The organism is Nocardia canadensis, assembly GCF_032656385.1.
In the GTDB taxonomy this organism is placed as follows: Bacteria; Actinomycetota; Actinomycetes; order Mycobacteriales; family Mycobacteriaceae; genus Nocardia; species Nocardia canadensis.
This window is the reverse complement of record NZ_JAVCWB010000005.1, coordinates 145,751-158,768: the sequence shown is the minus strand read 5'-3', so window position 1 is coordinate 158,768 and position 13,018 is coordinate 145,751. Positions and strand designations below refer to the sequence as shown.

Genomic DNA, 13,018 nt, shown 5'->3' with positions numbered 1-13,018 from the left:
CCGGGCGGCGGGTTCAGCTCACCTCCCGGTGCCGGGGCTGGACGCGATGCAGCAGGACCTGTTCGAGCAGGGCCACCAGGACGTCGCGCACGGAGTCGCGGTCGCGGGCGTCGCAGTCCAGGACCGGGATCCAGTCGTCGAGGCCCAGGGCCTCGCGGACCTCGGCGAGATCGAAATGGGTGGCGTCGTCGAAGCGGTTGACCACGACGACGAACGGGGTGTTGTGCTCCTCGAAGTAGTCCAGCACCGGGTAACAGTCCTCGACGCGGCCGGTGTCGACGACGATGACCGCGCCGAGCGCACCGTCGACCAGGTCGTCCCACAGGAACACGAAACGGTCCTGGCCCGGGGTGCCGAACAGGTAGAGGATCAGCGACTGGTCCAGCGTGATCCGGCCGAAGTCCAGCGCGACCGTGGTGGCGGTCTTGTCGGCGCGACGGCCCGGGTCGTCGACGCCGATCGACACCTCGGTCATCGACGCCTCGGTGACCAGCGGCTCGATCTCGGAGATCGCGCCGATGAAGGTGGTCTTGCCGACGCCGAAGCCGCCGCTGACCACGATCTTCACCGACGACGGCATCGCCGGTGCGGCGGTGCGGAATTCAGAGTGCCCGAACAAGATCCCTGATCCTCTCGATGGCGGCGGTCGACAGTTCCGGGGCGTCGCGGACCGACACGTGGCCCGCCGCGGCCAGGTCGCTGACGATCACCTTGGCGATGCCGACCGGAACCCGCAGGGCGGCACCGATTTCGGCGATGGAGTGCGGTCGCAGGCACAACTGCACGACGGTGCGTTCCTCGAACCGCAGCGGTGCCGACAGCGCGGACGGCGGTGCCTGAACGAGGGTTTCGATGCGCAGCCCGTCCAGCACCGGGACAGTGCGGCCCGCGGTGACCACGAACGGACGGACGAAGCGGTCGTCGACGTCGTCGCTGTCGGTGGGCGTCACCGGGACCGGCGGCGGTAACTGATCGCGCCAGCCGATGGGACGGTTCATCGGGATCATGCGCGGGTCGGGCAGCCGGGGACGATCGGGATCTCTCATCTGCGCAACGTCTCTCGCAGTTCACCGATGAGCCGTGGGTCGAGCAGCGCGCCCGCGCGTTCGGCCAGCACCGCCATCTCGTAGCCGACCAGTCCCACGTCGCAGCCGCCGTCGGCGATCACGCCGAGGCAGCTGCCGTCGCCGAGCGCCGAGACCAGCAGGAAGCCGCGCTTCATCTCGATCATGATCAGCTTCAGGCCGTCGAAGTCGTAACTGCGCGAAGCACTGCGGGCGAGGCTGGACAGGCCCGACACCATGGCCGCGAGCCGGTCGGCGCCGGTGCGGTCCAGGCCGTCGGACATGGCGATGAGCAGCCCGTCGGAGGACACGGCGACGGTGTCGCGCACCCCGTCGGTGTTGCGGACGAAGTTGCCGAGCAGCCAGTTGAAGGTGTGCGGGTCGGCGGTCGGTAGATGGGTGGTCACCGGGAGCTCCTGTGGTCGGGTCCGAACGGTCAGTGGGTCGGATCGTGCGGGGTGGGGCCGGGTCGGGTGTCGCCACCGCGTTCGTGGCCGGTGCGGAACGACGACAGCATGTTGCGCGTCTGGTCGGGGGTCCGGTCGGCGACCGGCGGCCGGTCCTCGCGGGTCACCGGTTCGCGGCGCGGACGGTCGGGCGAGCCGGTGATCTTGGCGCGCTTGCTGCGCTTCACCAGTCCGTTGCGGGTGCGTTCGACGGCGGCGGGGCCGGTCGGGTCGACGGCCGACAGATCGTGCGCGGTCGGCGACCCGGTGTGCGCGGTCGCCGCGGAATCACCGTGGGCCGCGCCGTTTCGGCCGCGGTCGACGGTGGGTGTTCCCGGTGGGGTGCCGTTGCGGACCGGGTGCACGCCGGGCACCGGCGCCCGGCCGTTGCGCGCGCGGTCGGCGCCGGCCGATGGCGGTGCCACGCCGTTGCGCGCGCCGTTCGTGTCGGCCGGTGCCACGCCGTTGCGAGGGTGATCACCCGCCCCGGAGATCGCCGGGGCCGCATCGTTCGGCGAGCCGTGGTAGGCGATGGCATTGGTGGTGCTGCTGAGGAACTGCGCGTAGACCGAATCGCCGGGCGCGGCGGGAACGGAGTCGTCGGCCGCAGCGGATTCGGGGTCCCGGGTGTGCCGCGCCCGGCCGGGTGCGTCGAACTGCCGCGGCGCCGTCGCTCCGCTCATAGACTGTGCTCCGGAATCATCGTGTACGACAACGGCTCTGGCGACGTCGGGCGCGACCGCGGCGCCGTTGCGGCCGGGTGCCGCTCGGGCGGGCTCCGGCGCGGCGGAGCGGTTCCTGGCCTCGGCCGGTTCGGCCGGTCGGGCGCTGTCGTCGACGAGAATGCTCGCGGGCAGCAGCAGGCGGGCGACGATGCCGCTGACCGGGGAGGTGTTGAGTTCCACGTCGATGCCGAGGCGGCCCGCGAGCCGGCCGACCACGTAGTGACCGAGGTAGCGGGTGGAGGCGACGATGAAGTCCTGCTCCCCGCGCAGGCGCGCGTTGGCCTCGGCGAGCTGGTCGGCGGGCATGCCGACGCCGTGGTCGACGACCGCGAGCAGATACCCACCGGCCACCTTGCGGCCGTAGACCTCGACCTCGAGGTCGGGCGGGGAGAAGGCCAGCCCGTTCTCGATGAGTTCGGCCAGCACGTGGGCGAGTTCGCTGACCACCGCGCCGGCGATGGCGATGTCGTCGACCCGGCGCAACACCACGCGGCGATAGTCGTCGACCTCCGACAGGCCGGCCCGGATGACATCGGTGAGCGCGATCGGCTCGGCCCACCGGCGCGGGCTCGCCTCGCCGACGAGCACCAGCAGGCTTTCGGCGTTGCGCCGCATGCGGGTCGCGAGATGGTCGAGTTCGAACAGGTTCGACAGCGCCTTCGGATCGAGTTCCTCGCGCTCGAACTCGCTGATCAGCCCGAGCTGCCTGCGCACGAGGTTCTGATTGCGGCGAGCCAGATTGGCCATCGACTCGGTGGTGTTGCGCCGCACCAGGGCCTGTTCGGACGCCAGGTCGAAGGCGGTGGTCTGCACCCGGTCCAGCGCCCCGGCGACCGCGCCGATCTCGACGCCGGCGCCCGGCGGCGTGCGCACGGGCGCGGGTGGCTCGGGGCGGCTATCGGCGGCACCGCGCCAGGCGGCGATCACCTCGGGCAGCCGACTCGACGCGACGTCGTCGGCCTCGGCGGCGAGCCGGGCCAGCGGCCGGACGATGGCCCGGATGCTCGCGAACACCAGCGCCACCTCGGCGGCGATCGCCAGCAGCGCGGCCAGCGCGAACCCGGCGAGGATCAGCGCGGCGTCGCGGCGCAGGTCCGCGGCGCGGGCGCGCACATCGTCGCCCACCGTCTGCTGCACGGCGCGCTGTGCGTCGATCACCTCGGTCATCCGCGACCACCAGACCGCCGGGTCGACAGGCTCGACCAGCGGACCCGCCGTCGAGGCGATCGCGACGTTCTCCGATTCGGCTGCCCGCGTGGCGCTCTCCCCGGCCAGGACCGCGTCGAGCCGATCCCGCTGGGCCGGGGTGGCGTCGCGGTCGAACTGGGTCAGCGCGGCGTTGCGGGCCGCGCGGATGTCGAGGAACTGCACGTACTCCCCCGCCGCGAACTCCCCGGCGGCGAACACCCCGTTGAGGAAGCCGCGTTCCCGCGCCGTGAACTCCTTCGCGTCACCGAGGGCGTAGAGCGCCTGCAGACCGTGGCGCACCGCCGGATCGCGGGCCTGGTCCAGACCCAGCGCCAGCCGGTTCATCGCGTCGATGCTGTCGGAGTAGAACTGGAAGGCCGCCTGCCGCGAGACCGTGCGGGTGTCGATCTGCGAGCGGACGCCGGGCAGTCCGGCCAGATGTCCCAGTGCCGAGCGCACCTCGCCCGCGCCGGGCGGATCGGCCTCGACGATGCCCGCCAGGTTCCGCAGGGCCGCGTCGGTGCCGGCCCGCTGGTCGGTGACCGGCTGCACGAGCCGCTGATCGCCGCCGAGCAGGCCGTTGCTCAGGCCACGTTCGCGCTGCACCTGATGCACCAGATCCTGGGCCGCCAGCGCCACCGCGACCGCGTCCACCGTCTCGCCACTGCGCCGGTAGGCGCTGATCTGCCCGGCCGTCGTCAGTCCGAGCAGGGCGAGCACCAGCACCAGCGAGACCGCCAGGATCCGGGCGAGCTGACCGGAGATGGTGCGCGGCCGGATCAGCCTGCCGCCCGCGGCCTGCCGACGGGAATGTGAACGCACCACCTGCTCCTTTGAAACACCGGCGGGTGGAATTCCCGGCGGCCCAGCGAAAGTCAGGTGCCAACTTGCACTGCCCGGCGAGCACGGTCAATCCGGGACGGCGTAAGAACGTGTTTCGTGCACTGATCTCAACATGCCGGAAATCAACGGGGCTTCCTGTGTCCGAAAGCTCACAGCCCCCACGGCAATTGCGTGACCGATCCGTCGAACGCGCGACACAGAGCGAGAAATTGCGGACGTGACGTCGCCCACAATCTTTCGGCGGCGCGATTTCCGAATGCGACACCGGCGAACGCGCGCGAGTCAACCGATCCGAAATGAACGATAGCGAGACGATGCGCGAATTCCCGGGATATTCGGGTAATTCGAAACCGAACGGTGATTACTCGCCGGCGAGAATGCCGAGCACCTGCTCGGAGTAGAAGAACGGCTCTAGCCGCTCCCGAATCAGCCCGGCCAGCACGCCGTTGCGCTTGGCCGCCTCGATGACGGCGGGACCGTAGCGCAGGATCTCGGTGCTGATGTCCTCGGCGGTCAGGCCGAGTTCGGGCAGCATGGCCGAGAGCGTGTGCTTGCCGTACTTGGCGTAGAACACCTCGACGCACTCGCGCACGAGCATCCCGAAGTATTCCTTCTCCCTGGTCGTCACGGCGATCTCGTAGCAGATCTGGACCAGTTCGTTGAGGTCCTTCTGGGTCAGGTACTCACGCAGCCCTGCCACCGGCTCGTCGGCGTGCAGGTCCCAGAACTCCATGGCCGCCGAGTGCACCGGGGCGTCGCGCAGCATGTCGCGGATGGCGTTGTTGGTGCGCTTGAGCGCGAACAGCGCGCCCTTGCCCGCGAGGTCGCCGACAAAGGTGCTGTCGGCGACCTTCTTGGCACGGTTGGCGGCCGACTGACCCAGCGACATCAGCGAGGAGACACCGGGGATCTTCTCGGCGCGCTCGCGATTGGCCTGCATGAAGTCGCCGATCAGCTTGTCGACGAAGCGGGCCGCGACGGTGGCGACGAGCGGGCTCTCGGTGAGCCGGTCCAGGATGCGCTCCTGGGCCTGGTGCATGCCGAAGATCTTCTCCAGCAGCGCCTCCACCGGCTCCCGGTCGACGACGTCGCCGAGGGTGTATTCGGTGTTGGCGGCGATGTGGTCGTAGATCGCGTCGGAGAAGATGCCGACGGTGTCGGCGATGACCGGGCTGCCGCCGATGCGGTCGAAGACCGTGGCGACGGTCTCCGCACCCTGCTCGAGCGAGACGACGTCACCGAAGACGATGGTGTCGCCGACGGCGAGCACCGCGGCCACGTCGCGCGCGATCACCTCGGCGAACCGTTCGCCGGTCACCTCGGCGAGCAGGAACTCCACCTGCGCGTCGAGTAGTCGGTCGGCGATCTGGCGCGCCTGCGTCATCTGGGTCCACCCATCACGGTCGTTGCATCGGACGGGAGACCTTGCGGCTACTTGTCGTCGGCTCCGGAATCGTTGCGCTGCATCGATTTCCGGATCTGGTCCAGACGCTCGCGCGCGGCCTTCTCCCGCGCCTCCCATTGTTCGTCGGCACTGCGACCCGCGGGGGTCTGCCGGTCGAGCTCATCCCTACCCTGCGCGGTGCCGAAGCGCCGCTCGACCTTATCGCGAACCGCGTCGAAAGTCGGCACTCCGGAAGTGGAATAGCCGCCGGTCACAGTGGGTGCGGCCGTTCCGGACAGGCCATGCGGTACCGGCGGTACCGGCATGACGCCTCCGACCTGCTCGGATGCGACGGAGACCACATCGGCGTCCACGACCTCCGTGTCCAGAGTCACAGGCGAACCGGTGTCGGCATGACCGGCCTCGACCTGGGCGAGCGCGGCGGCGACGGCACCGAGGCCGGGTCGTCCGGCGACGGCGGCCCGCAGCACCGACACCAGTTCGGCGTCCGGCAGCGCGGCCAGGTGGCCGAGGATCTCGCTCGTTTCGCTCATACCGCCAGGCTACGCAGACCGGGCCGACAGGCCCAGGAGATCAGCGCAGGAAGGTGTCGGTCCACTCGACGATGCGCCGCGGCCAGGCCGGACCCAGCGCGTCGATGACGTCGTTGTGGCCTGCGCCGGGCACGACGACCAACTCCTTCGGCTCCCCGGCCGCGGCGAACAGGCGCTCGGCGTGGCGCAGCGGGAGCAGCTCGTCGCGGTCGCCGTGGAACATCAGCACCGGCACCCGGAGCCGGGCGATCCGGCGCAGGCTCGGGTAGGCGTTCGGGATCAGCGGTGCGGGCAGGAACGGATAGACCGACCGGGCCGCCGCGCGCATGCTGCTGAAGGTCGACATGAGCAGCATGCCCGCCGGCGGATACTCGGTGGCCAGCTCGAGCAGGACACCGCCGCCGAGCGACTTGCCCAGATACAGCACCCGCCGCGCGTCGACGCCGGGCTGGTCGAGCAGCGCGGTGCGCGCGGCTCGGGCATCGAGATAGGTGCCCTGCTCCCCCGGCCTGCCCGTGCTGTGGCCGAAACCGCGGTAGTCGAAGGCGAGCACGTCGAAACCGGCCTGGACCAGCAGCGCGATGATCGGCACCCGGTCGCCGACGGTGCCCGCGTTGCCGTGCGCGTAGAGGATGTGCCCGCGCGGGCGCTCGGCGCGCACGAACCAGCCGTGCAGGTCGACGCCGTCGGCGGTGCGCATCGTGAGGTCGCGGTAGTCGAGGCCGAAGGCGGCCGGGGTCTGGGCCACATGCTTGTCCGGGTGATAGACCAGCGCGTTCAGGACCCGGGTCGCGGGATGACGGATCACTTGCCGCGGCCCGCCTGGAAACCGAAGTCCCAGTGGTAGAGCCGGGCGATCTCGATGACACCGCCGCCCGGCCGGCCGGCCGGCGGCCGGACGAAGGTGCCCTCACGCCGGACCACCAGCTCACCGTCGACGTTCTCCAGGACGGCGAGCACGGCGTCGCGGGAATTGTCGGTGCAGCCGTCGAGGGTCATCTCGATCGGGGCCGAGTTCACCGGATGCAGGGTGACGGTGGCGTGCACGCCACGGAAATCGCTCGCGCCGTCATAGATCGAGGCGAACACCAGGATGCGGCGGAAGGACTGGGTGTAGTCCAGGTTGATCGACAGGTTCTCGCCGGTGACGCCGGCGCCGGTGCGGTCGTCTCGGTCGAGGTGGACGAACGGCGGCTCGTACAGCGCACCGAAGCGGCGATCCAGCGCCCGCACCGACCCGATCGCGCCGTTGACCAGCTCGAAGAAGCAGCACAGGTCGAGGTCGATGTTCTTGCCACGCAGTTTGCCGAACAAGCGGCCGGACGCCGCCATCGAGGTCCAGTTGAGATTCACCCGCATGACGCCCCCGGTGGCGCCGTGCTTGGTGAGCGAGACCGAGGGGGCCTCCTTGGTGAGCGAAACCTTGGCCGGGTTCACCGGGGGTTGGGCGGGCGGGGCCGCATTCTGGCCCTGCTGCGGCGGGGTCGGCGAGGAAGGCTGCGGCTGGTGCGGCTGACCCGCGAGGTTTGACTGTGGCTGATTCGGCTGTCCGACAGGCCCATACGGCTGCGGATAGCCAGATTGCCCACCGGGCGGAGTGGGTGGCGGCGCGTAGAACCGCTGCTGATGCGGCTCAGCGGAAGCGAACCGCTGCGTCGGTGCCGCAGACTGCTGCTGATTCGGCTCCGCCGGAGGAGTTGGTTGCGTGAACGGCACACTTGCCTGCTGGTTCGTGTGCGCGGCGGGCGCGTAAGGCTGAGTGGGCGGCGGCGCATAGGGCTGCTGCTGGATCTGCTCGGACGGAGCAGACGGCTGTGCCGGTGGCGGGTAGGACTGCTGCCGGCCGGGAACGGCCGCCGCAGGGGGCGGCGTGTACGCCTGCTGGTTCGGGTGCGGGGCCGAGGACCGAGTCGGTGGCGGTGGGTAGGAGTGTGGCGATTGCGGTGCCGGCGCGAATTGTGATGCGGGCGAGGTGTGCTGGTGTGGCTGCGACGGTGGCGTGATGAGTTGCGACGGGGTGGCGGGTGCGTCGTCGACGGAGATCCCGAAGTCGGTGGCCAGGCCGGCGAGTCCGGAGTCGTAGCCCTGACCGACCGCGCGGAACTTCCACGCGCCCTGGCGGCGATACAGCTCGCCGAGGACGAGGGCGGTCTCGGTGGTGGCGCCGGTGCTGTCGAAGCGGGCGACCTCGGCGCCGGTGGCCGCGTCGAGCACCCGGATGTAGAGGCCGTGGAACTGGGCGAAAGTGCCCCCGTCGGCGGAGGCGGCGAGCACGATCGTCTCGATCTGCGGCTCCACCCGGACCAGATCCACCGACAACGTGTCGACGACGATCTGACCGTGCCGCTTTCCCTCGTGGCGGACCGCGCCCGAGGGGTGCACGGACTGGTTGTAGAAGACGAAGTCGTCATCGGAGCGCACCTTCGCGCCGGCCAGCAGCAGCGCGGACGCGTCGGCGTCGGGCACCCCCGCGCCTGATTGCCACCCCAGCTCGACTCGGACCGCGGCAGCAGGCACCGCGACATTGGCGCCTTTCATCATCGACACACGTGCCAACCTATCCCGCCCGCGCACCGAGCCCAAGCCACGTCGCCCGTCGACATCGACCAGCTCACGCACGACGACATCGACCGAGTCACCTCGGTGAAGGCAGCCCGCCTCGCCGACGAAGCAGTCGGCACGATCGAGACGATGCTGCGGGCCGGAGCCCCCGCTGTACCGACCGCGATCGCTCTCGACGTGCCGTCGGCTGGATCGATCACGCCTTCGAAAGCTCGGCGGCGCGGTCGCCACCTTCCCGAGCACGCTCCTGGTGACGCCCCGGCGCCGATAGACGCGGCGGCACGATCGAGACGATGTTCGCCAGGGATGACCGGGGGCGTACCTGGATCGCGCACGGCGTGCTGTCGGCCGAGAGGGTCGCTTGCGCCTTCGGCACACTGGGCGACACGGCGGCTCGACCGCTCGACGTCCCAGCAGCGAGAGTCCCCCTGCAGCTCAGCAGCTCGACCGCCAGACGGTCCAACGACTCAACGACTCTGCGGCCCAACGGCCCAACGGCTCAGCGGCTCAGCGGCTCAGCGGCTCAGCGGCTCAGCGGCTCAGCGGCTCAGCGGCTCAGCGGCTCAGCGGCGAGGATGCGTGGCGGGCGGCGATCGGGGCGCAGTATTCATGAACGTGGCACTGCATCCGAGGCAGGTCGATCACGCTGTGGAGCAACGGTATTCAGCACAGGGTAGAACAGTCGATCCCGGTGACCGGGTCGCGAGTCCTGGTGGGCGGTGCGCTGATCGGGAACCGGTGGATGGGCAGCGGCCCGGTTCTAGCGTCTCGCGGATGAGTAATTCACTTGTTTCGCGGAAGCGGAAGTCGCTGTTGTCGTTGGTGTCCGTGCCGCTGCTGGCTGTGGGTTTGGTGGCGGCGGGGTTGGCGGGCCCCGCCCAGGCCTTCCCCGGCACGGGCGGTCCCACCCGGATCGATCTGCAGGGCGCCGCCAATGTCCGGGACCTGGGCGGCTACGTCACCTACGACGGAGCGAAGGTCAAGTCGGGCAAGCTTGTTCGGGCCGACGCGCTCGCCAAGCTGACCGATGCCGACCTGCAGAAGCTGGCGGCGCTGAAGCTCCAGAAGGTGATCGATTTGCGGACCCCGGCCGAGGTGCAGGCGATGGGCGCGGACAAGCTGCCCGCGGGGGTTGCGCTGGTGGCGCGCCCGATCGACGACGGCGGCATGTTCGTGAAGATGTTCCAGGCCATCTCGTCGAAAGATCCGGTGCAGCAGCAGAACATGCTGGGCGACGGCAAAGCCGAGCAGATCATGCAGAACGTGTACCTCAACTTCTTCACCCCCGACGCGCTGGGAAAGTTCGGCCAGTCGGTTCGGGATCTCGCGGACACCGCGAACGCCACCCTGTACCACTGCACCGCCGGGAAGGACCGGACGGGATGGCTGTCCTACGTGACGCTGCGGGCCGTCGGCGTGCCGGAGTCGGTGGCGCGACAGGACTACTTGCTGTCGAACCAGTATCGGGCGGCGGCCGATGCCGCCCTGCGGGCTCAGCTGCAGCAGGCGGGCATCATGCAGAACCCGGACCTGTTGATTCCCCTGCAGGAGGTGCGCGACGCCTATCTCGACGTGGCGCTACAGCAGATCGACGAGAAGTTCGGCGACTTCGGCAAATACCTCACCGACGGACTCGGGCTCGACGGCTGGACCCTGATGAAACTGCGCAAGAACCTGGTCTCCTGACCGCGGGTACGACGAAGGCCGCCCGGCACCATGCCGGGCGGCCTTCGGTCGGTAAATCAGCCGCGCAGTTCGGCGCCGACCGCGGTGCCCGCCGCGGCGACGGCGGCATCGCGCGCGGCGCTGGCCTCGTCCTCGGTGAGGGTGCGGTCGGTCGCGCGGAAGCGCAGCGCGTAGGTGAGGGACTTGCGGCCCGCACCGGCCTGGGCGCCCTCGTAGACGTCGAACAGCGCGATGTCCTCGAGCAGGTCGCCACCGCCAGTGCGCAGCGCCGATTCGACGCTCGCGGCGGGCACGGCCTTGTCGACGCTGATCGACACGTCCTGCAGGACGGCGGGGAACGCCGACACCGTGGGCGCCGGACGGGCCTCGGTCAACGGCAGCGCGTCGAGGTCGAGCTCCAGCGCGCAGGTGCGCGGCGGCAGGCCGGCGCGCTCGAGCACGGCCGGGTGCAGCTCACCCGCGTAACCCACCACGACGCCGTCGACGACCAGTTCCGCGCAGCGGCCCGGATGCCACGGCAGGTGCGCCGCGGCCCGGCGCTCGACGGTGACACCGGCGGCGTCGGCGACGGCGTCGACCAGGGCGAAGGTGTCGGCGGCCTCGGCCTGGCGACCGGGCCCCCAGGGTCCGCGCGGGTCCCGCTTGCCGCTGAGCACCGCGGCCACGTGCACCGGCTGCGCGGGCAGCGACGCGTTGAGCTCGGCGATCTGCTCGTCGGTGGGACGACGATCCACCGGCAGCGCCTCGACACCGTGGGTCTCGGCGCCGGGCAGCACGACCTGGGCGATGCCGTAGATCGTGAGGTCACGGGCGCCGCGGGAGATGTTGCGGGCGGCCACTTCCAGCAGACCGGGCAGCAGCGTGGTCGCCAGCTCGGGACGCTCGGTGTCGAGCGGGTTCAGCACCCGGGTGGTGTGCCTGCGCGGATCGTCGGCGTCCAGACCCCACACGTCGAACACTCCGGCGGGCAGGAACACCGGCGCGGGCACCTCGACGCCACCGGCGAAGGCCAGGGCCCGGCTCACGGCCCGGCGGCGCTTCTGCGCGGCGGTCAGGCCGCGACCGGCGGGCGCGGACGGCAGCACCGACGGGATCTGCTCGAGACCCTCCAGGCGCAGCACCTCCTCGACCAGGTCGGCGGGCTGGGCCAGGTCGGGCCGCCAGCTCGGCGGCGTCACCAGCAGCTGGGTCTTGCCCGCGTCGTTGACCTCGATCTCGACCCCGGCGCCGATCTGGGCGAGCCTGCGCACGGCGGTACCCGCCGGGTAGGTGACGCCGGCGACGCGGTCGGGCAGGTCGATGTCCATCGCGATCGGCGCGACCGGCGCCAGCGGCACCCGGATGTCGGTGAGCGTGGATTCGATGGTGCCGCCGGTGATCTCGGCCAGCAGCGTCGCCGCCCGGTCGAGCGCGACGATATTGATCTCCGGATCGACGACGCGCTCGTAGCGCTTGCCCGCTTCCGAGACCAGCTTGTGCCTGCGCGCCGTGCGGTACACCCGCAGCGGGTTCCAGGTCGCCGCCTCGAGCACCACGTCGGTGGTCTCCGGGCCGACCTCGGTGCTCGCGCCGCCCATCACCCCGGCCAGCGAGACGACACCGGAATCGTCGGCGATCACCACGTCCTCGGCGTCGAGCGTGCGCTCGGTGTCGTCGAGGGTGCGCAGGGTCTCGCCGGTGTTGGCCGAGCGAACGACCAAGCCGCCGTGGAGTTTCGCCGCGTCGAACGCGTGCAGCGGCTGGCCCAGCTCGAGCATCACGTAGTTGGTGACGTCGACGGCGGGCGAGATCGGGCGCATGCCGGACAGCATCAGCCTGCGCTGCAGCCACAGCGGGCTCACCGCGTTCGGATCGATCCCGGTGACCCGCCGCGCGCCGAAGCGGGTGCACTCGGCGTCGGCCTCGAGCCGCACCGGCCACGCCACCGCGTCGCCGTCGGGCAGGGTCCGCACGGCGGGGTCGGCGTATTCGAGGTCGAAGCCGCAGGCCAGTTCGCGGGCCAGGCCGCGCACCGAGAAGCAATAGCCGCGGTCGGGGGTGATGTTGAGTTCGATGATCGTGTCGTCGGTGCCCAGCAGCACGTTCGCGTCGTCACCGGGCTGCGCCGAGCCGGGCTCGAGCACCAGGATGCCGTCGTGATCCTTGCCGATGCCGAGTTCGGCGACCGAGCAGATCATGCCGTTGGAGGTATGCCCGTAGGTCTTGCGCGACGAGATCTTGAACCCGCCGGGCAGCTCGCCACCGGGCAGCACGACCACCACGAGGTCGCCGACCGCGAAATTGCGGGCGCCGCAGACGATCTCCTGCAGCTCGGGGTTGCCGACATCGACCTTGCAGAAGCGGATCGGCTTCTTGAACTCGGTCAGTTCGGTGATCTCGGCGACCCGGCCGACGACCAGCGGCTTGTCGATGTCACCACCGATCGGCTCGAGCTTGTCGACCTCCTCGACCTCCAGGCCGACGCGGACGAAACCGGCATCGAGCTCTTCGGCGGACACCGACCATTCCGGGGTGGTGCGCTGCAGGATCTCGGTCAGCCAGGACTGCGCTACTCGCACGTGACTTT

At 70.5% G+C, this 13,018-nt stretch carries 10 protein-coding genes; 1 reads left to right on the top strand and 9 read right to left on the bottom strand.

Annotated elements, in window-relative coordinates; all coding sequences use genetic code 11:
• Positions 1–13: 13 nt before the first annotated feature.
• The 8 genes from Q7X29_RS12185 to Q7X29_RS12150 form a co-directional block, all read right to left on the bottom strand.
• The gene (locus tag Q7X29_RS12185) at positions 14–622 is read right to left on the bottom strand and encodes a GTP-binding protein (RefSeq protein WP_449411941.1); all 609 of its coding nucleotides are present in this window, start codon (positions 620–622) and stop codon (positions 14–16) included.
• The gene (locus Q7X29_RS12180; protein WP_255587641.1) at positions 603–1,046 is read right to left on the bottom strand and encodes a DUF742 domain-containing protein; all 444 of its coding nucleotides are present in this window, start codon (positions 1,044–1,046) and stop codon (positions 603–605) included. The genes Q7X29_RS12185 and Q7X29_RS12180 overlap by 20 nt, the downstream gene beginning before the upstream one ends.
• A complete protein-coding gene (locus tag Q7X29_RS12175; RefSeq protein WP_218718194.1) occupies positions 1,043–1,471 on the bottom strand; it encodes a roadblock/LC7 domain-containing protein in 429 nt (142 codons plus the stop codon). Before Q7X29_RS12175 ends, Q7X29_RS12180 begins: the two co-directional genes overlap by 4 nt.
• A 29-nt stretch (positions 1,472–1,500) precedes the next feature.
• The gene (locus Q7X29_RS12170; RefSeq protein ID WP_316574096.1) at positions 1,501–4,245 is read right to left on the bottom strand and encodes a sensor histidine kinase; all 2,745 of its coding nucleotides are present in this window, start codon (positions 4,243–4,245) and stop codon (positions 1,501–1,503) included.
• Positions 4,246–4,627: 382 nt separating this feature from the next.
• Positions 4,628–5,650 (bottom strand): hypothetical protein, encoded by a 1,023-nt coding sequence (locus Q7X29_RS12165; protein WP_218716552.1) that lies wholly within the window; start codon positions 5,648–5,650, stop codon positions 4,628–4,630.
• Between the two features lie 47 nt (positions 5,651–5,697).
• On the bottom strand, positions 5,698–6,204 hold the full coding sequence (locus Q7X29_RS12160; RefSeq protein WP_218716551.1) for a hypothetical protein: 507 nt from the start codon (positions 6,202–6,204) through the stop codon (positions 5,698–5,700).
• A gap of 40 nt (positions 6,205–6,244) precedes the next feature.
• Positions 6,245–7,012, bottom strand: coding sequence for an alpha/beta hydrolase (locus tag Q7X29_RS12155; protein WP_316574095.1), 768 nt, complete (start codon positions 7,010–7,012; stop codon positions 6,245–6,247).
• Positions 7,009–8,745, bottom strand: a complete 1,737-nt coding sequence (locus Q7X29_RS12150; RefSeq protein ID WP_316574129.1) for a TerD family protein — start codon at positions 8,743–8,745, stop codon at positions 7,009–7,011. Before Q7X29_RS12150 ends, Q7X29_RS12155 begins: the two co-directional genes overlap by 4 nt.
• Before the next feature lie 795 nt (positions 8,746–9,540).
• On the opposite strand from Q7X29_RS12150, the gene Q7X29_RS12145 reads away from it, so the two are divergent.
• Entirely contained in the window at positions 9,541–10,452 is a 912-nt protein-coding gene (locus tag Q7X29_RS12145; protein WP_316574094.1) for a tyrosine-protein phosphatase, read from the top strand.
• Between the two features lie 56 nt (positions 10,453–10,508).
• Here Q7X29_RS12145 and pheT read toward each other — a convergent pair whose 3' ends face one another.
• Positions 10,509–13,010: a phenylalanine--tRNA ligase subunit beta gene (gene pheT, locus Q7X29_RS12140; RefSeq protein WP_316574093.1), complete on the bottom strand. Its 2,502-nt coding sequence runs from the start codon at positions 13,008–13,010 to the stop codon at positions 10,509–10,511.
• Positions 13,011–13,018 lie beyond the last annotated feature (8 nt).

Coding starts and splice junctions, on each gene's coding strand:
- Q7X29_RS12180 (WP_255587641.1), bottom strand. CDS start 1,046: ATGAGAGATCCCGATCGTCCCCGGCTGCCCGACCCGCGCATGATCCCG.
- Q7X29_RS12165 (WP_218716552.1), bottom strand. CDS start 5,650: ATGACGCAGGCGCGCCAGATCGCCGACCGACTACTCGACGCGCAGGTG.
- Q7X29_RS12160 (WP_218716551.1), bottom strand. CDS start 6,204: ATGAGCGAAACGAGCGAGATCCTCGGCCACCTGGCCGCGCTGCCGGAC.
- Q7X29_RS12150 (WP_316574129.1), bottom strand. CDS start 8,745: ATGATGAAAGGCGCCAATGTCGCGGTGCCTGCTGCCGCGGTCCGAGTC.
- Q7X29_RS12145 (WP_316574094.1), top strand. CDS start 9,541: ATGAGTAATTCACTTGTTTCGCGGAAGCGGAAGTCGCTGTTGTCGTTG.